Source organism: Stenotrophomonas sp. S4 (assembly GCF_054187805.2).
The window spans coordinates 1034416-1053661 of sequence record NZ_CM196188.1; the positions used below are offsets into that span (position 1 = coordinate 1034416).

At 65.8% G+C, this 19246-nt stretch carries 21 protein-coding genes, 1 tRNA gene and 1 pseudogene; 13 read left to right on the forward strand and 10 right to left on the reverse strand.

The annotated features are described in order from the left end of the window. The first annotated feature begins 16 nt into the window (after window positions 1-16). The 11 genes from ACUZUJ_RS04710 to ACUZUJ_RS04760 all read left to right on the forward strand — a co-directional run bounded on the left by ACUZUJ_RS04710 (window position 17) and on the right by ACUZUJ_RS04760 (window position 9484). The gene (locus tag ACUZUJ_RS04710; protein WP_458220186.1) at window positions 17-799 is read left to right on the forward strand and encodes a BUD32 family EKC/KEOPS complex subunit; all 783 of its coding nucleotides are present in this window, start codon (window positions 17-19) and stop codon (window positions 797-799) included. Between the two features lie 160 nt (window positions 800-959). Further along, window positions 960-1904, forward strand: a complete 945-nt coding sequence (gene fabD / locus ACUZUJ_RS04715) for an ACP S-malonyltransferase (protein WP_049443386.1) — start codon at window positions 960-962, stop codon at window positions 1902-1904. A gap of 81 nt (window positions 1905-1985) precedes the next feature. Beyond that, entirely contained in the window at window positions 1986-2729 is a 744-nt protein-coding gene (fabG, locus tag ACUZUJ_RS04720) for a 3-oxoacyl-ACP reductase FabG (protein WP_049421577.1), read from the forward strand. 152 nt (window positions 2730-2881) lie between these two features. Beyond that, entirely contained in the window at window positions 2882-3121 is a 240-nt protein-coding gene (acpP, locus tag ACUZUJ_RS04725) for an acyl carrier protein (protein ID WP_005415509.1), read from the forward strand. 143 nt (window positions 3122-3264) lie between these two features. Continuing rightward, window positions 3265-4527 (forward strand): beta-ketoacyl-ACP synthase II, encoded by a 1263-nt coding sequence (fabF, locus tag ACUZUJ_RS04730; protein ID WP_458220185.1) that lies wholly within the window; start codon window positions 3265-3267, stop codon window positions 4525-4527. A gap of 134 nt (window positions 4528-4661) precedes the next feature. Beyond that, on the forward strand, window positions 4662-6026 hold the full coding sequence (locus ACUZUJ_RS04735) for an aminodeoxychorismate synthase component I (RefSeq protein WP_458220184.1): 1365 nt from the start codon (window positions 4662-4664) through the stop codon (window positions 6024-6026). Window positions 6027-6247: 221 nt separating this feature from the next. Beyond that, the gene (gene mltG / locus ACUZUJ_RS04740; RefSeq protein ID WP_049443388.1) at window positions 6248-7309 is read left to right on the forward strand and encodes an endolytic transglycosylase MltG; all 1062 of its coding nucleotides are present in this window, start codon (window positions 6248-6250) and stop codon (window positions 7307-7309) included. Then, complete coding sequence (gene tmk / locus ACUZUJ_RS04745) at window positions 7306-7971, forward strand: dTMP kinase (protein WP_049443389.1); 666 nt, start codon at window positions 7306-7308, stop codon at window positions 7969-7971. The genes mltG and tmk overlap by 4 nt, the downstream gene beginning before the upstream one ends. Then, entirely contained in the window at window positions 7968-8924 is a 957-nt protein-coding gene (locus ACUZUJ_RS04750; RefSeq protein ID WP_049443390.1) for a DNA polymerase III subunit delta', read from the forward strand. Before tmk ends, ACUZUJ_RS04750 begins: the two co-directional genes overlap by 4 nt. Beyond that, a complete protein-coding gene (locus tag ACUZUJ_RS04755) occupies window positions 8921-9274 on the forward strand; it encodes a PilZ domain-containing protein (protein ID WP_005412452.1) in 354 nt (117 codons plus the stop codon). Before ACUZUJ_RS04750 ends, ACUZUJ_RS04755 begins: the two co-directional genes overlap by 4 nt. A 135-nt stretch (window positions 9275-9409) precedes the next feature. Continuing rightward, window positions 9410-9484: transfer RNA gene (locus tag ACUZUJ_RS04760), tRNA-Val, on the forward strand. A 96-nt stretch (window positions 9485-9580) separates the two neighbouring features. On the opposite strand, the gene ACUZUJ_RS04765 is transcribed toward ACUZUJ_RS04760, so the two are convergent. The 9 genes from ACUZUJ_RS04765 to ACUZUJ_RS04805 all read right to left on the reverse strand — a co-directional run bounded on the left by ACUZUJ_RS04765 (window position 9581) and on the right by ACUZUJ_RS04805 (window position 16934). Continuing rightward, window positions 9581-12364: a phage tail tape measure protein gene (locus ACUZUJ_RS04765; protein ID WP_458220183.1), complete on the reverse strand. Its 2784-nt coding sequence runs from the start codon at window positions 12362-12364 to the stop codon at window positions 9581-9583. A gap of 318 nt (window positions 12365-12682) precedes the next feature. After that, window positions 12683-13948, reverse strand: coding sequence for a phage major capsid protein (locus ACUZUJ_RS04770; protein WP_458220182.1), 1266 nt, complete (start codon window positions 13946-13948; stop codon window positions 12683-12685). Window positions 13949-14039: 91 nt separating this feature from the next. After that, a complete protein-coding gene (locus ACUZUJ_RS04775; RefSeq protein WP_458220181.1) occupies window positions 14040-14342 on the reverse strand; it encodes a hypothetical protein in 303 nt (100 codons plus the stop codon). 483 nt (window positions 14343-14825) lie between these two features. Further along, a complete protein-coding gene (locus tag ACUZUJ_RS04780) occupies window positions 14826-15329 on the reverse strand; it encodes a hypothetical protein (protein WP_458220180.1) in 504 nt (167 codons plus the stop codon). Continuing rightward, window positions 15322-15633: a hypothetical protein gene (locus ACUZUJ_RS04785; RefSeq protein ID WP_458220179.1), complete on the reverse strand. Its 312-nt coding sequence runs from the start codon at window positions 15631-15633 to the stop codon at window positions 15322-15324. The genes ACUZUJ_RS04780 and ACUZUJ_RS04785 overlap by 8 nt, the downstream gene beginning before the upstream one ends. A 4-nt stretch (window positions 15634-15637) precedes the next feature. Continuing rightward, entirely contained in the window at window positions 15638-15829 is a 192-nt protein-coding gene (locus ACUZUJ_RS04790; RefSeq protein WP_458220178.1) for a hypothetical protein, read from the reverse strand. Continuing rightward, a complete protein-coding gene (locus ACUZUJ_RS04795; RefSeq protein ID WP_197641265.1) occupies window positions 15826-16116 on the reverse strand; it encodes a hypothetical protein in 291 nt (96 codons plus the stop codon). The genes ACUZUJ_RS04790 and ACUZUJ_RS04795 overlap by 4 nt, the downstream gene beginning before the upstream one ends. 145 nt (window positions 16117-16261) lie before the next feature. Next, the gene (locus ACUZUJ_RS04800) at window positions 16262-16621 is read right to left on the reverse strand and encodes a S24 family peptidase (RefSeq protein ID WP_458220177.1); all 360 of its coding nucleotides are present in this window, start codon (window positions 16619-16621) and stop codon (window positions 16262-16264) included. 103 nt (window positions 16622-16724) lie between these two features. Further along, window positions 16725-16934 (reverse strand): helix-turn-helix domain-containing protein, encoded by a 210-nt coding sequence (locus tag ACUZUJ_RS04805; RefSeq protein ID WP_262093197.1) that lies wholly within the window; start codon window positions 16932-16934, stop codon window positions 16725-16727. Between the two features lie 113 nt (window positions 16935-17047). Here ACUZUJ_RS04805 and ACUZUJ_RS04810 point away from each other — a divergent pair. Both ACUZUJ_RS04810 and ACUZUJ_RS04815 read left to right on the forward strand, forming a co-directional pair. After that, window positions 17048-17131 (forward strand): annotated as a pseudogene (locus tag ACUZUJ_RS04810) (hypothetical protein); the annotation flags it as partial. Between the two features lie 9 nt (window positions 17132-17140). Beyond that, complete coding sequence (locus tag ACUZUJ_RS04815; protein ID WP_510468090.1) at window positions 17141-17467, forward strand: hypothetical protein; 327 nt, start codon at window positions 17141-17143, stop codon at window positions 17465-17467. A gap of 30 nt (window positions 17468-17497) precedes the next feature. On the opposite strand, the gene ACUZUJ_RS04820 is transcribed toward ACUZUJ_RS04815, so the two are convergent. Further along, complete coding sequence (locus ACUZUJ_RS04820; RefSeq protein ID WP_458220175.1) at window positions 17498-18682, reverse strand: site-specific integrase; 1185 nt, start codon at window positions 18680-18682, stop codon at window positions 17498-17500. Window positions 18683-19246: the final 564 nt, after the last annotated feature.

Consider the following 19246-nt stretch of genomic DNA (forward strand, 5'->3'; position numbering starts at 1 on the left):
TTAAGGAGGACCTGTCATGGTTGAGCCCATCGTCATCGAAGGGCAACGTGCCTGGCTGAAGCAGTACGGCAAGGGAAGCCGAGCAATGGCCCTGGGCCTGCTCAATTTTGTTGCCCGCCGTTTCCATCTCGATGCCCTGCGCCCGCCACCGCACCGCGGTGGCGACGCCGCACGCGAAACCGAAGCCCGCCGCCTCGCGGAACTGCAGGCGCAGGGTGTGAACGTGCCTGACGTCCTGGGCACCGGCCATGCCGCCCTGGTGATCGGTGACAACGGCAGCTCGTTCAATACCTGTCTGCGCGAAGCCGACGAGACTGGTCGCGATCGGCTGGTGATGGCGGCGATGCAGGCCATTGCCGAAGCGCATGCCCGTGGTGCCTATTTCGGCCAGCCGTTGCCGCGCAACCTCACCTGGGATGGCGAGAACGTCGGCTTCATCGACTTCGAGGAAGATCCGCTGGAAGTGATGGATCTGTCCGAAGCGCAGGCCCGCGACTGGCTGATGTTCGGTTACGGCGTGGCCAAGTACTACGCCGACCGCCCCGAGCACCTGCAGGCGATGATGGCCGAAGCGATGGGCGAGGCCCAGGCGCCGGTGCGCGAGCACGTGCATGCGGTCAGTGGCCGCCTGCGCAGCCTGGCCCGGGTGTGCATGAAGCTGGGCCGTTCAGCGCGCGCGCTGGCCCATTCGATTTTCATTGCCCACGGCGCCAGCACTGCCGGCGTGCTGATGCTGGTGGGCCTGTGCGTGGATTTCCTCGCCGACGGCGATCTGGACGTCCTGCAGCTGTTCTGCTGATGGCTGATAGGGGTCATATCCCTTTTCCTGCGGAAAAGGGATATGACCCCGTTGCGCTTGCCCGGCCGCCCACCATACGCGTGCATACGCGCACGTACAGACGACACGGCATGTTCCCCCTTATCATGGCCCGCTTCGATTGCAACAAGCGGATGACCGCGTGACCGTATCCACCCTCGCTTTTGTCTTCCCCGGCCAGGGCTCGCAGTCTGTGGGCATGGTGGCCGAGCTGGCCGAACTGCACCCGCAGGTGCGTGAAGCCTTCACCGAGGCATCCGATGGTGCCGGCGTCGACCTGTGGGCGCTGTCCCAGGGCGGCCCGGAGGAAATGCTCAACCGTACCGAATACACCCAGCCGGCCCTGCTGGCCGCAAGCATCGGCGTGTGGCGCGCCTGGAACGCCGTGGGCGGTCCGCGCCCGTCGGTGCTGGCGGGCCACAGCCTGGGCGAGTACACCGCCCTGGTCGCGGCGGGCGCGCTGAGCCTGCATGACGGTGCGCACTTGGTGCGCCTGCGCGGCCAGCTGATGCAGGAAGCCGCACCGGCCGGTGTCGGCGCCATGGCCGCCGTGCTCGGCGCCGAAGACCAGCTGGTGCTGGACGTCTGCGCCGAAGCCGCAGGCAGCCAGGTGGTGGTGCCGGCCAACTTCAATTCGCCGGGCCAGATCGTGATCGGTGGCGACGCCGATGCGGTTGACCGTGCGCTGGCGCTGCTGGCCGAAAAGGGCGTGCGCAAGGCCGTGAAGCTGGCCGTCAGCGTGCCCTCGCACACCCCGCTCATGCGCGAAGCCGCCAACCGCCTGGCCGAAGTGATGGCCGGCCTGTCCTGGCAGGCGCCGCAGCTGCCGGTGGTGCAGAACGTCGACGCCCAGGTTCATGACGGCATTGACGCGATCCGTACCGCGCTGGTCCAGCAGCTGTACCAGCCGGTGCAGTGGACCGGGTGCGTGCAGGCGCTGGCCGCCCGTGGCATCACCCAGATCGCCGAGTGCGGCCCGGGCAAGGTGCTGACCGGCCTGGTCAAGCGCATCGACAAGGCCATCGATGGCCGTTCGCTGGCCACGCCGGGCGACTTCGAAGCCGCCCGTGAGGCATGGTCGGCCTGATTTCCCTGTTCCTGCCGACTGTACCGGTGGCCGCTGCAAGCGGCACGGGTGCGGCGGCCGTCCCAGCCTGAGGAAAACATCATGAGCAAGCCCCTGCAGGGTGAAATCGCACTGGTCACCGGCGCCAGCCGTGGCATTGGTGCCGCCATCGCCGATCTGCTGGCCGCCCAGGGCGCCACCGTCATCGGCACCGCCACCACTGAATCCGGCGCTGCCGCGATCGGTGAGCGCCTGGCCGCCCACGGCGGTCACGGCCGCGCGCTGAACGTCACCGACGCTGCCGCGTTGGATGCCGTGCTGGCGGACATCGCCAAGGAATTCGGCCCGATCTCGATCCTGGTCAACAACGCTGGCATCACCCGCGACAACCTGCTGATGCGCATGAAGGACGAGGACTGGGCGTCGATCATCGACACCAACCTGACCAGCGTGTTCCGCACCAGCAAGGCGGTGATGCGCGGCATGATGAAGGCGCGCAAGGGGCGCATCATCAACATCGCATCGGTGGTGGGCGTGACCGGCAATGCCGGCCAGGCCAACTACGCCGCGGCCAAGGCCGGCATCATCGGCTTCAGCAAGTCGCTGGCCAAGGAAATCGGTTCGCGCGGTGTCACCGTCAATGTTGTCGCACCTGGCTTCATCGACACCGACATGACCAAGGCGTTGCCGGAAGAAGCGCGTACCGCGCTGATCAACGACATCGCCCTCGAACGCCTGGGTTCGCCGGAAGACATCGCCCATGCGGTGGCCTTCCTGGCCGGCCCGGCTGCCGGTTACATCACCGGCGAAACCCTCCATGTGAACGGCGGCATGTACATGCCGTAAGCAAGGGGCGCAGGGATTGCGCCGCAAGTGGTTGATCTGCGAAGGTTTTTGCTGCAATGCAAGGCCGCGCCGGTTTCCACTACACTATCCCACGGCCATCGCCTTTGATGGCGACCACTTTTGAACCACAACTCCATCTGGAGCGAGATCCCATGAGCACCATCGAAGAACGCGTCAAGAAAATCGTCGTCGAACAGCTTGGCGTCAAGGAAGAAGAAGTCACCAACAGCGCATCGTTCGTCGATGACCTGGGCGCTGACTCGCTGGACACCGTTGAGCTGGTGATGGCCCTGGAAGAAGAATTCGAGTGCGAGATCCCGGACGAAGAAGCCGAGAAGATCAGCACCGTGCAGGCCGCCATCGACTACATCAAGGCCCACGTCAAGGCCTGATGTCAGACGGCAGTGCGCGCGCGGGCCCGTGCTCGCCGCGCACCGCACCCCATGGGGCCGCAGTTGCGGCCCCGTGTGTTTGAGCATCACACCGAAGCAAACCGAGTTGCCCGTTGAAATCAGCCGGGTCAGGAGAATCAGCAATGAAGCGTCGCGTCGTCGTAACCGGCCTGGGTATCGTCTCGCCGTTGGGCAATGATCTGGCCAGCAGCTGGGAAGGCATCACCCAGGGTCGTTCGGGCATCGGTCCGCTGACCAACGTTGCGGATGCCTACCTGGATCGGTTCACCACCAAGATTGCAGGTGAGGTCAAGGGATTCGACATCACCGCCGACAATGAACTGTTCGGCAAATTCCGGGTCAGCGGCAAGGATGCCAAGAAGATGGACCCGTTCATCCATTACGGCCTCGGTGCCTCGTTCATGGCCCTGCATGACTCGGGCCTGGACATCACCGACGCCAATGCCGAGCGCATCGGCGCCATCGTCGGCGCCGGCATCGGCGGCCTGCTCGGCATCGAAGAGCAGACCATCGAGTTCCACGAGGGCAAGAAGATCTCGCCCTTCTACGTGCCCAAGACCATCATCAACATGCTGCCGGGCCAGCTGAGCATCATCACCGGCCTGAAGGGCCCGTCGTTCTCGGCGGTGTCGGCATGCGCGACCTCGAACCATTCGATCGGTACCGCGATGCGCATGATCCAGTACGGCGATGCCGACGTGATGGTGGTCGGTGGTGCCGAGCGTGGCTCGTCGCCGACCGCACTGGGCGGCTTCTGCGCGATGAAGGCCATGAGCACCCGCAACGACGCCCCGGAACAGGCTTCGCGCCCGTGGGACAAGGACCGCGACGGCTTCGTGCTGGGCGACGGCGCGGGCATCCTGATCCTGGAAGAGTACGAGCACGCCAAGGCACGTGGCGCGAAGATCTATTGTGAACTGGCCGGCTTCGGTGCCAGCTCCGACGCGTACCACATGACCGCACCGAGCGAGAACGGCGAAGGCGCCGCCCGCTGCATGGCCATGGCCATGAAGGACGCTGGCGTGACCCCGGAACAGGTCGGTTACCTCAACGCGCACGGCACCTCCACGCCGCTGGGCGACCTGGGCGAGACCATGGCGATGAAGACCGCCTTCGGCGACCACGCCTACAAGATGATGGTCAGCTCCACCAAGTCGATGACCGGCCACCTGCTGGGCGCTGCCGGCGGCGTGGAAGCGATCTTCTCGGTGATGGCGCTGCAGGACAACGTCATCCCGCCGACCATCAACCTGCAGCAGCCGGGCGAAGGCTGCGACCTGGACTACGTGCCCAACGAAGCACGCCAGGCCAAGGTCGACGTGGTGATGTCGAATGGCTTCGGCTTCGGCGGCACCAACGGCACGCTGATCTTCAAGCGCGTCTGACCGAGCTGTAGCGGCGAACCATGCTCGACTCCGCCGTTGTGTAGAGTCGAGCCATGCTCGACTGAACGTGCGTTACGCACGAGGAGGCCGCCGCAAGGCGGCTTCCGTGCATCTGAATCCCCGAACTGGCCGCCATGACCCACGCACCGCTGATCCACCCGCTGCCGCACCCGATCGATCTGCTGGTCCTGCAGCAGCACGACCCGGCGCGCTTCCCGCTGCTGATGGAATCCACCGCCTCGGGCACCGCCCAGGGCCGCTGGAGCCTGCTGCTGGCCGCGCAGGGCGATAGCCTGCGGCTGGATGCCGATGGCCAGGTGCGCGACCAGCACGACGCGGTACACGCCGGCAGCTTCCTGCAGGTGCTGGACCGCGCCTGGCAGCGCGAACGCCTGCCGCACGACGGCAGCCACAGCCTGCCGTTCCGCGGCGGCTGGGCGTTGATGCTGGATTACGAAGTGGCCAGCCAGATCGAGCCGGTGCTGCCGTCGCGCGCGCGCGAGGACGGCCGCCCGACCGCGCTGGCACTGCGCTGCCCGGCCGCGGTGCTGCACGACCACCACAACGATGCCAGCTTCGTCATCGCCGAAGCCGGCGAGCAGGCGTTGCTGGATGCGCTGGTGGCACTGGCCTCGGCCGCGCTGCCCGAAGCCGGGCAGGGCTGGCAGCCGCCGCAGTCGGTGGGCGAGGATGCGCCGCAGCGCTTCACCGACGGCGTACGCCGGGTGATCGAGTACCTGCGTGCCGGCGATGTGTTCCAGGTGAACCTGTCGCGGCGCTGGAGCGCGCAGTTCGCCGCGCCGGTCAGTCCGCAGGCGCTGTACGGGCAGCTGCGCCGTGCCAACCCGGCGCCGTTCGCTGGCCTGTTCAGCGCACACGGCCGCCATGTGGTCAGTTCCTCGCCGGAGCGGCTGGTGTCGGTGCATGCCGGCCACGCGCAGACCCGCCCGATTGCTGGGACGCGTCCGCGCTTCGAGGGCGACGATGATGCCGCGCGCATCCAGGAGCTGGTCGGCCACCCGAAGGAGCGTGCCGAGCACGTGATGCTGATCGATCTGGAACGCAACGACCTGGGCCGCATCTGCCTGCCCGGCACCGTGGTGGTCGATGAGCTGATGACGGTGGAGAGCTACGCCCATGTGCACCACATCGTCAGTAATGTCAGCGGCCACCTGCGCCCGGAAATCACCCCCGGCGAGGTGATCGCCGCCACGTTCCCGGGGGGCACCATCACCGGCTGCCCCAAGGTGCGCTGCATGCAGATCATCAGCGAGCTGGAGCAGGTGCCGCGCGGAGCCTACACCGGCGCCTTCGGCTGGCTGAACCGCGATGGCGACCTGGACCTGAACATCCTGATCCGTACCGCCGAAGTGGATGGCTACGAGGTGAGCTTCCGCACCGGCGCCGGCATCGTGGTTGATTCGGACCCGGACAAGGAACTGGACGAGACCCGTGCCAAGGCCCGCGGCCTGCTGCGCGCGCTGGGCCAGCAGGGGTGATCGACCGGCCGGGCAGGAATGTTGGTGGGTGCCGACCGTTGGTCGGCACCGAGGCCTCCATGGCCGTTCATCCACGCATGGCGTGAATCTACTGATCGCCGCGCCAGGCATGGATTGTGGTGGGTGCCGACCGTTGGTCGGCACGCAGGCGCCACCCCGGTCATGACCCCAATCCACCGGCACGGTATCCTGCACGACGGAATCGAGTTCAGAGGTAGTCCATGGCGGGAGCCAAGCGCGGGTGTCTGTTCGTGGTAACGCTGGTGGTGGTGCTGGCCGCCATCGTAGCCGGCGCGGGCGCGTGGTTCTTCTACCAGCAGACCCGGTTCGCCGACGCCCCCATCACCCCGTCCGCCGAGAGCATGGTCATCGCCAGTGGCGATGGCATGAACAGCGTGCTGCGCAAGCTGCGCGATGCCGGTGTGGATGAAGGCCAGGACGCGCAGTGGCAGTTGCTGGCGCGCCAGCTCGATGCCGCCGGCAAACTGAAGGTGGGCGAGTACGCGCTCAGCGCCGACCTGACCCCGCGCGAGCTGCTGCTGCGCATGCGCGCCGGCAAGGTGCTGCAGCACCGCGTCACGATCATCGAGGGCTGGAACATCCGCCAGCTGCGTGCCGCGCTCAAGCGCGCCGAGCCGCTGCTGCATACCACCGATAATCTTGATGACGCGGCGCTGATGCAGCGTCTCGGTTTCGGTGGCCAGCATCCGGAAGGCCGCTTCCTGCCGGAGACCTACGTCTACCAGCGCGGTGACAGCGATCTGGATGTGCTCAAGCGCGCCCACGCCGCGATGGAAAAGGCGCTGGACGAAGCCTGGGAAAGCCGCGCGCCGGACCTGCCGATCAACACGCCTTACGAACTGCTGACGATGGCCTCGATCATCGAGAAGGAAACCGCGCTGGCCAGCGAGCGCCCGCAGATTGCCGGCGTGTTCATGCGCCGCCTGAAGATCGGCATGCGCCTGCAGACCGACCCGACCGTGATCTACGGCATCGGTGCTGCGTATGACGGCAACATCCGCCGCCGCGACCTGACCACCGATACGCCCTACAACACCTATACCCGTGCCGGCCTGACCCCGACCCCGATCGCCATGCCCAGCCGCGATGCGCTGATGGCAGCCGCGCAGCCGGCCGCCGGTGATGCGCTGTATTTCGTCGCCGTGGGCGACGGCAGCGGCGCGCACGTGTTCTCGCCCAGCCTGGACCAGCACAACGCCGCCGTAGCCCGCTACCTGCAGCAGCTGCGCCAGCAACGTACCAAGGAGACCCCGGCGCAATGAGTCCCGCGCTGCTTCGCCACCCGCGTTTCGTCAGCCTGGAAGGCGGCGAGGGCGCAGGCAAGACCACCGCCATCAATGCCATCCGTGACTGCCTGCGCAGCCACGGTCATGAGGTGGTGCTGACCCGCGAGCCGGGCGGTACGCCGCTGGCCGAGCGCATCCGCGGCCTGGTGCTGAAGCCCGATGCCGAGATTGCTGCCGAACCGCTCAGCGCCGAAGCCGAGCTGCTGCTGGTGTTCGCCGCACGTGCGCAGCATGTGCGCCAGGTGATCCAGCCGGCACTGCAGCGCGGCGCCTATGTACTGAGCGATCGCTTCACCGATTCCAGTTACGCCTACCAGGGCGGTGGCCGCGGCCTCGATCCGCAGTGGATTGCCGACCTGGAGCGCCGCGCCGTCGGCCTGCTGCCGGGCCTGACCCTGCTGCTGGACGTGGATGTGGCCGTCGGCCGCGCACGCGCCAACGGGCGCGATCTGTGGCCGGATCGCATCGAAAGTGAGCAGGATGATTTCTTCCAGCGCGTACGCGAAGTGTTCCGCAGCCGCGCGCAGCAGGACCCGCAGCGCTTCGCGCTGATCGACGCCGGGCAGGTGCAGGAACGCGTGGCGGCCGATGTGGTCGCGTGCGTCGAGCGCTGGCTGCAGGACGGGGAGGGCGCATGAGCACATTCTCGCCCTGGCAGCAGCGCGCGTTCGACCAGACCGTGGCGGCGCTGGATGCCGATCGGCTCGGCCATGGCCTGCTGATCTGCGGCCCGGCCGGGCTGGGCAAGCGCGACGTGGCATTGGCCCTGGCCGACCACGTGCTGGCGCGCGGCGATGCCGCGCATGCCACGCGCACGCGCCAGCTGATCGCCGCCGGCACCCATCCGGACCTGCAGCTGGTCAGCTTCATTCCGAACAAGAGTGGCGACAAGCTGCGCACCGAGATCGTGATCGAGCAGGTGCGCGAGATCACCAACAAACTGGCGCTGACCCCGCAATACGGCGTGGCGCAGGTGGTGATCGTCGACCCGGCCGATGCGATCAACCGCTCGGCGGCCAACGCGCTGCTGAAGACGCTGGAAGAGCCGCAGCCCGGCCGCTACCTGTGGTTGATCAGCAGCGACCCGGCACGCCTGCCGCAGACCATCCGCAGCCGTTGCCAGCGCCTGGAGTTCAAGCTGCCGCCGCAGCACGAAGCACTGGCCTGGCTGCAGCAGCAGGGCCACAGCGAAGCATCGGCGCGCGAAGCGCTGGACGCGGCGCGCGGCCATCCCGGCCAAGCCGACAACTGGCTGCGCGAAGATGGCCTGAGCCTGCGCCGCGACGTGGGCCGCGAGCTGGAACAGCTGGCCGCCGGCAAGACCGGCGCGGTGGAGCTGGCGCAGAAGTGGTGCGCCGATGACAACGCGGCGCTGCGCCTGCGCTTCGCTGCCGACCTGGCGCTGGCCCAGGCCAGCACCGATGCCTTGACCACGCCGGAGCGATTGCACAAGCTTGCAGCCTGGTTCGACGCTGCCAACCGCACCCGCGACCTGCTGCGCACCACGGTGCGTGCAGACCTTGCGGTGGTCGAGTTGCTGCTGGCCTGGAACAAGGTGAACGAGCGGCCTGCCGCAAGGGGAAATCGATGAGTGCCAGCAACGCCCGCCAGGGCATCCTGTCCCTGGCTGTGAAGGACAAAGCCGCGCTGTACAGCGCGTACATGCCGTTCGTGAAGAATGGCGGCATCTTCGTGCCCACGCCCAAGCGCTACTTCCTGGGCGACGAGGTGTTCCTGCTGCTGACCCTGCCCGATTCCAGCGAGCGCCTGCCGGTGGCCGGCAAGGTGATCTGGGTGACCCCGGCCGGCGCGCAGGGCAACCGCACCGCCGGCATCGGCGTGCAGCTGGCCGACGGCGCCGAAGGCGAGGGCGTGCGCCACAAGATCGAGACCCTGCTGGCCGGCCTGACCGGCTCGGACAAGCCGACGCACACGATGTAACGGCGCGCGGATTGCCGCCCTCGGTAGCGCCGGGCCATGCCCGGCGGCGCCCCTCGAAATGCCCGTGAACACGAATGTGAAAAACTGTTGACGGCCTCTGAAAAGCCCCTATAATGAGCGGCTCAGCAACACACCGGGCGGTTAGCTCAGCGGTAGAGCATTGCCTTCACACGGCAAGGGTCACAGGTTCGATCCCTGTACCGCCCACCATTTAAAATCAGTGTGTTACAAAAAAACCGGCGAAAGCCGGTTTTTTGTTCTCCTGCAACGCTCCTGCAAAGCGCAATTCGCCGACTTCCCGGTGATTTATCCCCGGCCAAGCCTGCTGCCGAGGATGCCGTCTGGCCTCATGTCGCGGAGCTGCAGCTCGCGATACTTCGACTCCACGAACCGACCAATCTCTTGGCCGAACTGCTGCATGATCGGCTGTTCCGACTGCACGTTGGCGCCGCCATCGTCCGTGATGCTGATCGACACGATCACGTCACCGCCTCGGTCGTCGCCCCTTCCAGAACCGTGCGCCGCCACACCAAGCCTGCCGTCTGGCCCACGCTGTAGGGGCATGATGGCCTCCGGCCCGGCCTCGCCGAACACGCCGGCACCCTTGGCGAAGGCGAAGAGCTGCGGCGAGCTGTAGACGCCGCCAGAGTAGGCCGACAGGCTAGGGGAGGAATACACGCCCCCGTCGGCGTTCGCGGTCAGCCAACTGGTGTTGTTCCCAAAGCCCTGCATCGTGCCGGACGCGGCACCAGCAGACGCGCCACCGCCCCAGGCCCCGGCGATCATGTTGGCGATGCCGACGATGGCCTGCTTGGCGGCGATGCGGGCCAGATCCGCAATGATCGCGTCGGCCAGGTCCTTGAACTCGATCTTGCCCGTCTTGGCGAAGTTCACGAAGGCGTCTTCGGCGCCCTGGAACGCGTTCGTCAGCGCTGCGCCGGCTTGGCCGGCTGCGTTGTTGGCCTCGGTGACGTAATCCTCGAAGGCAGCGCGCGTGCCGTTGCGCCAGTCGCCCAGCGCGGCCAGCCGGCGGGCCTGGTAGTCCTGCTCCAGTTGCAGCTGTTCGTCCCGGTGCTTGGCCGCGTTCGCGGCGAGCTGGTCCCACTGCTCCCGGTCGGTGGCCACCTGGCGGTCGCCCAGGCGCTTGAGCTCGTCCTCGTACTCCCGCTGCACGTCCATCTGCCGGCGCAGCTGCGCCACGGTGTCCTGGCCGCGCCCGTATGCCATCAGGTCCAGTTCGTTGCCACGTCGGCGCGACTCGGTTTGCTGGTCGAAGATGGCCTGTTGCCGCGTGAGCGCCTCTAGGGCCTTCTTCTGCTTGTCCTTGGCCTCCACCAGCTCCCCGGTGGCTTGCAGCTCGGCCAGCATCGCCTGCACACGCTTGCGGTCGGCAGCGGGGATTCTGCTACCCATCCGATCCAGCTCATCCAAGACCTGCACGCGCAAGCGCTGGCTGGCTGTGAGCTTGTCCTCGGTGCCGGCCTGCTCGCGGTTCAGTGCCGTCTGCTGCTGGATGCGAGCGATGATGGCCGTGGCCGGGTTGGTGCTGGTGCCGCCGCGCTTGGCCTCGGCCTCAGCGAACTGCTTGCGCGAAGCGGCCACCTCGCGGTCGATATCCGCCTGGTCCTTGCCGAGCTTCTTGCCGAGGGCAACGATGCGGGCTTCTTCCGCGAGCTGCTTCTCCCGCTTGCTCAGGTTCTGGCCGGACAGGCGCTCCCATTCCTGCTGATCCTTCTTCCGCTGCTCCAGGCGCTTGCGCTCCCCGGCGCTGTTGATCGCCGCCTCTTCGCCGTTGCCGTAGATTCCATCCATCTTGACGGTGGGCTTGGGCGCCAGGTCCCAATAGCGTTCAGCCCAGTTGTTCACCGCTCCCAGCAGCTCGCCGGCCATCTTGAACTGACCAGTCACAGGCGTGAACACGGCTGCGCCCTTGGCCACCGTGCCCTTATCCGTACCCACATAGCGGGTGGCGAGGCGGTCCGTCAGATCGATGTAGCGCCCGAGTTCGTTGAATGCTTCGCTCGTTCCCTTCTTGACCTCTTGCCACCATAGGGTCGTTGCCGAGAGCGCCTCGCGCGCCTTCGCGGCCACGTCGTCCAGGTTGTCGTGGTAGAGGCGGACGGCGGCAGACACGGCTTCCTGCTCTTTCCCTTCGTCCTGCAGGGCCACAATGCGGTCCAGCTGCGCCCGCTTGAGGAAGTGCTCGGCTTCATTGAGCTTGAGCAATGCCTCTACCGGGTCCTTGGCGATCTCCTGGAACTTGGCAATGGTGGTGTCGATGCTCTGGCCGGTCGCACCCTCCATCTCGGCGGCAGATTTCGCCACCAGCTGGAACTGTTCGCCGGTGAATCGACCTGATGCGGCCACCTGCGACAGCGCCGCCAGTGCCTTGCCGCGCGTGACGCCGCCAAGGTTGTCCATCTGGCGGGCGAGGACGGCGATCTGCTCCGCGCTGGTGCCGGCGTAGTTCCCGGTGGTGATGAGCGCAAGCTCAGCCTGCCGCTGTGCTTCGCCAACTTGGTGCCAGGCCACGCCGAGCGCAGCCGTCGCCGCGGCTGCTGCCGTGAGCGGATTGATGAGCGTGAGCAGCTGCGAAGCCAGCGCCGCCGCCGCTGGCCGGATGCCGCCGAACATGTCCTTGAGCTGGCCGCCCTGCTGCAAAAACACGGTCAGCGGGTTCTGGCCGCCCTGCAGGCTGACCGCAATGTCCGTGATCTGCGCCGGCACACCGCGCATGGCAGCGGCCTGCTGCGCGGCGCTGACGCCGTAGGCGTTCAGTTCCTTGCCCGACCGCTTGGCCGCTGCCTCAGCCCGGCCCAACTTCTGCACGATCTCATCCAGCACCGGGCCGCTGGTGCGCAAGGCGGCGTTGTAGGCCAGCTGCTGGGATCGGGTCATGCCCAGGGTGTCGGCCTGGCGCACCAATGAATCGATGCGGCGCTTGTCGGCAGCGGAGAGCTGCTGGTACTGCTGCTGCGCGCTGGTGGACATGTCGGTCATGCCGCGCTTCGCTGCGGTGATCGCGTTGTCGAACTGGGCGGTATCCACCACCAGGTCGATGCGGGCCGAGCCGAGGTTCTGATCTGTCATGGGTCACGTCCTACGTGATTGGTGGCGTGGCCGAGAGCCTTGCGCCGCAACGGATTCCGGCCATTTGCTGATTACGCCATTTGCTGAATTGCGTTTCTGAGAGGGATTTTTTCCGCGCGTGCGGGGACAGCCGGTCTAGGTTCCGATCCGATCCATACTTTCGACTCCCCCTCCGTACGCGATGCCGTGAACGAAGAAGGCCCGTTGCCGGGCCTGCTCGGGACGCTCAGTGGGCTAAGAGTTCCACCGCGTCCTGCCGGTGTTGTTGCGGACACCGCCGGCTGGTCCAGGCCTGTGACCAAACAGGCCATCCCTCGCTCAGTCCGCAGCCGGCCGCACGCCGCTGATCACGGTGAACTGCTGCGGGTAGTTGATGACCACATCAGCGCGGACGTGGCACAGGAAGCCGATCTCGCCCGTCTTGGCATACGCCTCGCGCAGCAGCTGGATGGACAGCGCCTCGCGCATCAGGAAGTACAGGCCGCTGAAGTTGCCAACGAAGATCTCGCTAGCGTCGGTGGACGTGCCCACGTCGCCGTCAACCGGGATCTGGCTGGTCGGCACGAACGACATGTCATCGATCAGGCGCGGGCGCTGCAGCGGCTGGCCGGTGGTGTCGGTCAGGCCCTCGAAGTCCATCAGCGTGCGGGTGGCCATGATCGCGGCGGTCGGGGCCGGTGCGTTCACGTCGATGATCGAGCCGTACGCCTTGAGCAGCGGGCGGTAGCTGTCCAAGGCTGCGCCATTGGCGCCCAGCGATACGGTGTTGATGCCAGTGGTGTTGCGCAGGCCACGCGGCTCTGGCGCCGTGCCCGAACCGAGTAGGCCAACGCGGTCTAGCTCCTTGGCGAACGCCTGTGCGATCACCAGGCGCAGCGCGCGATCCACGTCCGAACCATCGGCCAGCAGCTCACGCGACACGCGCACAATGCAAGCCAAGCTGCGCGGGGTGGACTGCACCGAACGCAGGGTTGGCTGGCTCTCGCCGATGTTGCCCAGCTCATTGCGCCAGGAGGCGGTGGGCAGGGTGTCGATCGCTGCGGTGGAAACCGACTTGGCGCCGTAGTCCATCGGCACGATGCCCGCGCCCGCCTGCAGCAGCGAGGACGCCGGGACCAGCGCGGACAGGATGCCCGGCATCACCACGTCCGGCACTGCGTAGCCGCCAGCGCTGTCGGTGCCGACGGCGAGCGAAGCCATCACGGCCTCGGTGCTGCTCATACCGGCAACGCCGCGCATGAAGTCGGTCAACGTGGTTTCGGCAGCGCGCGGCTTGTCAGCGTCGTCGCGGCGACTGGCGTAGTACGCCCGGAACTCTGCCGGCGTGCGCAGCACCTTGATGCCGCCGCCGTCCAGGTCAGCCGAGGGCGCATCAGTCGGGCCGCCGCCGTTCATCTGCCACGCTGCCAGTGCGGTGGTGTTCTCGTCCACCTGCTGGCGCACGGCGTCCACCTCGGCGGTGTGCTTGGCCTTGAACTGATCGAATGCTGCATTGAGCTTGGTAATGAGGCCGGCCACGTCGTTCGGCTCGGCCTCTGCGCGTACGGCCTGAATGCCGCGTGCGATCTTGGTTGGCTTGGTCATGCTGGGCTCCTGTGTAGGAGTGCAGTGTCCGTTTCAGGCTCAGCCGCAACCATCAGTTATCGTGGGGTTGCGTGGAGTTGCGTTGCCCGATTTACTTCCTGTGCGCCTCAAGCCAGCGCGCGGCATCGATCAGGCGATAGGTGATCTTGTGCTTGCCGCCGCCGAGTGAGTAGCTTTCCGGTGCTGTGCCTTCCCTGCGTTTGTTCGCCAGCGTGCCAGGTGCGATGCCGATCAGCGTTGCCAAGTCTGCCTCGCCAATGCGCCCATCAGCGCTGATCCACATTCCGTGATGCTCTGCCTGCTGGCGCAGTAGCGTTGCGGTCGAATCTGCGCGCCCATCCATTGTGGCGATGAGTGCGTCCAGGCCTTGTGCCCGTAGGTTATGCGGCTTCAATGGCCCCTCCTTTGGGGTCGTCCGGCCAACTGTGGATGCGCGAAGAAAGGGGAGCGGTCGGTCTAGGTCCGAGACGCCTCAGACTTTCGACCGCCCCTCCGTTCCATGCGGTCCCGGCGTGGTCGCGTACGGTGGTGGTGAACCTGGTGCACTGGTGAACGTGCTGCATCGGGTGCAGTGGGCGCATGGGGTGCGCCCCGTGCAGCTCGCGCCGTTCGGGCCGTAGGCCCTGAAAAGACGTGCAGCCACAGCCAGGAGCAACAGCTCCAAAGCGGTGAAGCGGAACAAAAGAAAACGGGCTCCGCCTGGTAATACTTATAAGGACAGCACGGGGCGCTGTACGAACAGACTTAAAACAGGCCTGATTACAGCACGGGGCGCTGTAGTCAGGGATTCTTACCGCACGGGGCGCTGTACGTGGTTCACGACTACAGCACGGGGCGCTGTAGGGTGCAGCACCGGGCGCTGTACTGTTTTCGTTTTTCATGCTGCCTCAGCTCCTTCACGTTGCAGCACGGGGCGCTGTACTAATTCCGTTTTTGCAGCGCGCGCCCCCTTGCGTTTGCCCGCGCTGCGCACGTAGTCAGGGCGCTCGTGCTTCCAGCTATCGGAAGGCTTTGCGGTGGCCGACACGTCGAGCGGTCTGTCCTTTTTCCAGTCGATGCGGCGCCAGGTGAACGCGTAGAGCGTGGCCGCGTTCCGGCCGCCCTGTTTGGTGCGCTCGATGATCCGATAGTGCTCAAGCTCCGCCGCGGCCTTCCTGACAGTGTTCTCGGAGTTCCAATGCGCATCCTTCATCAGCGCCCAAGATGCGCACAGGTGTCCGTTGTTGAAGCCGGTGTACTGTCGTGCGAGGTCCTGCACCAGCTTGTGCGCGTAGGGACTGAGCCGCGTGTAGTTCGGATGCCGCAGCAGCGTGTAGGGGATGACGAAGGCCATCCCCCCGTCGATATCCTCCCAGCGGTTCTCCTTCTTGCGCCTAGCCATGCGGCACCCTGATGGGGCTCTTGAGCAGGTAGTAGCGCCGCTGATCGCTACCGTGCTGTACCTGCTCAATCCAGCCATGCTCGCGTAGCTGCATGAAGGCCCGCTCTACAGGCCTCTGAGTGACGTTCAGACGCCGCCTTGCATCTCGTATGCTCAGGGTCACGGGACGGCCCGCGAACGGCCTATCCAGCGCGCGCAGCTCGGTCAGCAGCGCGCGGGACACCGGATCAAGGGCGCGGTAGCCTGGATGCTCGATCTCGTCAAGGAAGATGACGACGGGAATCCTCGCAGTGAACTTCATCATCGGCTTACTCCTCGACCACGATTCGGACCCGCTTCCCGTCGTAGTGCTTGGGAAGGGGAGTGAACGGAATGCAGGCGCCAACCTGGGAGCGATGGATCACGTCCACGGCCACGGCATCCCGGTAGCGCTGCGCCAGGTCGCCGGCAGGCTGGGGCCGGACCTCAGCGGGATTGGAATCGAACAGGTCACGATTCATCGCATGCGCTCCCGTGCAGCCACGACGCGCGCGGCACTCTGCAACAGCTGGCCGACACTGCGACCCCAATCCGCGCCGGCACGATCTGCACGGCGCTGGATCCACTCATGCACCCGGGCCTCAGTCGGGTTGCCCCGGTGCTGTAGGGCGCAGTCACCGCACAGCACGTAGGGCAGGGAGGCCCACCCGAACTCCCGCTCCACACGATGGAACGTGCCGAACACCGGCAGCAGCGGCTTGCCACAGCAGTCGCAGGCAATGGGGATCACTTCGAATCGGCGACTCATGGCGCGCGCTCCTGCTGGCGGGGTGGGGCGCGATCGATGGCAGCTGCCAGGCGCTCGGCGAGTGCCTGTAGGCGAGCCTCAGACAGTGCGGAAAGCGGCGGAGTCCGCACGATGCGGTGTGCAGGGAAGGGGATGATGATTGCGTTCACCCGACCCTCCGCAGCTTGTTGGCGTAGGTGACAAGGCCCAGCACCCGCAGCGCAGCGCGCGGGATCGTGCGCCCCTCGTAGATGCCCGACAGCGCGTAGACGTACAGGCCGCCCGGGCGGTGCTGCACGAAGCGAATCAGCGCCTCGCCGTCGATCTCCACGGCATACATGGCGTCGTAACGGTATTCCGTCACTTCCAGGTCGATCACCAGCACGTCGCCGGGGAGGTAATTGGGTGCGTTCTGGCTGTCGGTCAGCGCGACGGTGGCCCAGCGCGCGGTGTCGGAAAAGTCTGAATGCGCGGCGGGTGTTTGCCCGATTGCGGGCAGGGATGGTTGGTGTAGGATGTGGCTCATGGTCAAGTCGTTCCTCGCAAGGGTTCGATGGCTTTCACGGCTCACTCCGGCTGCAACCGGGTGGGCCGTTTCTCTTTCTGGGCATCTGGTCATGGCTTGCCCCTTAGGCGGCGGCTTCTTTCTCGCGGGCTTCGATGAAATCCCGCAGCGCGCGGGTCGAAACCATGCGCCGCCGGCCGACCTTGAACGTGCTGATCTGGCCGAGGGTAATGGCGCGATAGATGGCGTTTCGATTCAGGCCCGTTACCGCGCAGGCCTCGTCCACCGTGTAGCTGAGGCGCTCGGCGGCGGGTTGTGTCGTCTGATGGGTCATCGCGGGGTTTTCCTACGTGTAGTCGCGGAGTGCCACTACGGTAGGTGCATCCTGCCAGTGCCACTATTTCAGTGTCAACCCCTTTGACTCTGTTTCAGTGGCATAATTTCCGCATGACTCAGCCCGACCCCATTAAGAGCCAGCTCCGCATCCCAGCCTCCCTTCACCAAAGACTGGTGGAGGCGACGGCTGAGACGGGACGGTCAATGAACGCCGAAATCGTGCACAGGCTCGAGGGCAGCTTTGCTGAGGCGATGGACTCAGACGCTCTCCTGAAGAGCAATCTGGTCATTTTTCAGCTCGCTGCGGAGCTGACTCGGTACAACCCGAACGCTCTGGACATAGTGAGCGGCATGATTACCCGGCTCTTTGACGACGCTGCGGTCAAAGCACGCGTCCATGCCCTGGCCGACGGCGGTGACGAGATTGCGTCAATGGCGCGCGACATGGCCTTCAAGAGGCTTCCCGGCATCCTTGCGGAAGTCGTGGACAAGATGAACTCGATTGACGACGACGAGCCCGCAAAACCCTGATTTCGTAGCAAAACTCAAATTTGAGTTCTGCTACAGGAACTGGACCTGTGCCAGCTTGTCGCGCGCTGCGCCCTGCACCAGGTGGCCGTAGTGCTTCTCGATCATCGCCAGCGACGTGCCGGCGAGCTTGGCCACCGTCAGCAGGTCCATGCCGCCCACGATGGCGTCGGTGATCCAGCAGTGGCGCAGCGTGTAGAGCGTCACGCCAGCAGGTAGCCCAGCGCGCGCTGCGGCATCCCGAACAAGCTCGCTCCAGTCGGTGGGCGTCCACACTTTTTTCCCGTCCTGGGTGAACAGGTGCGCCTTGGGCAGCTTCCCCTTGGCCAAGCGGTCGAACAGCGCAGTGGCAGCGGGGGAGAGCGGAATCTTACGGTCGTGGTCCTTGCTGCGGAACCTCACGCTGGCAGTGCGGCCGTCATAGTCAGAGCGCAGGCACAGCGACGGGTCCCCCGGCCTGCAGCCCGTCAGGGCCACGCACTCGATCACATCGCGCACCGGCCCCTCAGCTGCCTCCAGCAGCGCGCGGCGCTGCTCCCGCTCCAGGTACAGCCCCCGGCGCTGCCCGGCGTCCTTGAGTGGCTTCACGGCGTTCCACTCGAATGCAAGATCAGGGGACACCTTGCGGCGGGCCACGGCGTGGTTCAGCGCGGCTACCAGCGTCGTGCGAATGCGGTTGATGCTGGACCGCGCCAAGGGCTTCGGCACCGGTGGACGGCCGCGCTTCACCGGCAGCGGCGGGAGGTCGCCTTTCTCCACGCGGTCGCGCCATGCCTCAATGTGATCCTGGTGGAGATCCTTGAGGCGCACCTTACCCAGCTTGTCGGCGTAGAGGCAGCGCTCAAATCGGCGTTTGGCGTCATCCGATGCGGTCTTGCGTCCATCCTTCTCCAGCGCGGTCACGTAGTCGCGGCAGGCATCGGCCACCGTGAGTTCGCTCTTGGGCGTTACCACGGCCTTCGGGGCGCCGTGCTTGTCGATCTCTGCGGAGAGGCGGCGGGCGGCCTCACGGGCGCCCTCCAGCGTCGTAGCGGGGTAGTTGGCGAAGGCCTTCTCCTGGCCTCGCCCCCACACCATCGCCCACGACTTTGCTCCAGTGGCGGACACACGCAGCACCAGGCCGGGAACCGTCGCATCGCGCAGGCGATAGGCTCTGCCTGTGGCCTTCGCTGCGTCTACGGTTTTCCGTGTCAGCGCCTCTCTCGTTACCTTCGGCATCACCCTGCTCCTGCAAGTCTCCTGCAAAAAGCAGTGTGCGGCCAAATTCATCTGGACGCAATGACACGGTAAATCAAGGGTTTTCAGGCAAGATCGTTGTGCCGCAAGGGCCTATTCCATCCTTCACACGGCAAGGGTCACAGGTTCGATCCCTGTACCGCCCACCAATTAAATCCCTGATTTTTCAGGTGATATGAAGAAGCCGGCCTTGAGCCGGCTTTTTCGTATGCGCAGAGTAAGTGCATGGAGGTCGTGTGGGCTCCAAGTAACCGGTGACTCGCCGTCAGATGGATACGGGACTCTACAAGCTTACCCTGGCCCGCTTTGACTTCTTCCCTAGCGAAAAGGCTTGTGCGTACATGGTCAAGCAGATCTCTGCGTTCGATTACCCGCTCCACCATCACCTGTACGCTTTCGTACGCGAAACCTTTCGTGAACTCCACTATCGGTGTCCTTGCAAGTCGATGGTCGAAGTTCGAGGACATGTGGATGACCGATTTTAGGTTCAGCGCTTTTCGATTCTCATTCGATTGTTGAGCGCAGCCCGACTTCAGAGGCTGATCA

Excerpts from the sequence above, each read along its gene's own strand:
- ACUZUJ_RS04710 (WP_458220186.1), top strand. The coding sequence starts at position 17 with ATGGTTGAGCCCATCGTCATCGAAGGGCAACGTGCCTGGCTGAAGCAG.
- fabG (WP_049421577.1), top strand. The coding sequence starts at position 1,986 with ATGAGCAAGCCCCTGCAGGGTGAAATCGCACTGGTCACCGGCGCCAGC.
- acpP (WP_005415509.1), top strand. The coding sequence starts at position 2,882 with ATGAGCACCATCGAAGAACGCGTCAAGAAAATCGTCGTCGAACAGCTT.
- fabF (WP_458220185.1), top strand. The coding sequence starts at position 3,265 with ATGAAGCGTCGCGTCGTCGTAACCGGCCTGGGTATCGTCTCGCCGTTG.
- ACUZUJ_RS04735 (WP_458220184.1), top strand. The coding sequence starts at position 4,662 with ATGACCCACGCACCGCTGATCCACCCGCTGCCGCACCCGATCGATCTG.
- mltG (WP_049443388.1), top strand. The coding sequence starts at position 6,248 with ATGGCGGGAGCCAAGCGCGGGTGTCTGTTCGTGGTAACGCTGGTGGTG.
- tmk (WP_049443389.1), top strand. The coding sequence starts at position 7,306 with ATGAGTCCCGCGCTGCTTCGCCACCCGCGTTTCGTCAGCCTGGAAGGC.
- ACUZUJ_RS04750 (WP_049443390.1), top strand. The coding sequence starts at position 7,968 with ATGAGCACATTCTCGCCCTGGCAGCAGCGCGCGTTCGACCAGACCGTG.
- ACUZUJ_RS04755 (WP_005412452.1), top strand. The coding sequence starts at position 8,921 with ATGAGTGCCAGCAACGCCCGCCAGGGCATCCTGTCCCTGGCTGTGAAG.
- ACUZUJ_RS04765 (WP_458220183.1), bottom strand. The coding sequence starts at position 12,364 with ATGACAGATCAGAACCTCGGCTCGGCCCGCATCGACCTGGTGGTGGAT.
- ACUZUJ_RS04770 (WP_458220182.1), bottom strand. The coding sequence starts at position 13,948 with ATGACCAAGCCAACCAAGATCGCACGCGGCATTCAGGCCGTACGCGCA.
- ACUZUJ_RS04780 (WP_458220180.1), bottom strand. The coding sequence starts at position 15,329 with ATGGCTAGGCGCAAGAAGGAGAACCGCTGGGAGGATATCGACGGGGGG.
- ACUZUJ_RS04785 (WP_458220179.1), bottom strand. The coding sequence starts at position 15,633 with ATGATGAAGTTCACTGCGAGGATTCCCGTCGTCATCTTCCTTGACGAG.
- ACUZUJ_RS04790 (WP_458220178.1), bottom strand. The coding sequence starts at position 15,829 with ATGAATCGTGACCTGTTCGATTCCAATCCCGCTGAGGTCCGGCCCCAG.
- ACUZUJ_RS04795 (WP_197641265.1), bottom strand. The coding sequence starts at position 16,116 with ATGAGTCGCCGATTCGAAGTGATCCCCATTGCCTGCGACTGCTGTGGC.
- ACUZUJ_RS04800 (WP_458220177.1), bottom strand. The coding sequence starts at position 16,621 with ATGAGCCACATCCTACACCAACCATCCCTGCCCGCAATCGGGCAAACA.
- ACUZUJ_RS04805 (WP_262093197.1), bottom strand. The coding sequence starts at position 16,934 with ATGACCCATCAGACGACACAACCCGCCGCCGAGCGCCTCAGCTACACG.
- ACUZUJ_RS04815 (WP_510468090.1), top strand. The coding sequence starts at position 17,141 with ATGAACGCCGAAATCGTGCACAGGCTCGAGGGCAGCTTTGCTGAGGCG.
- ACUZUJ_RS04820 (WP_458220175.1), bottom strand. The coding sequence starts at position 18,682 with ATGCCGAAGGTAACGAGAGAGGCGCTGACACGGAAAACCGTAGACGCA.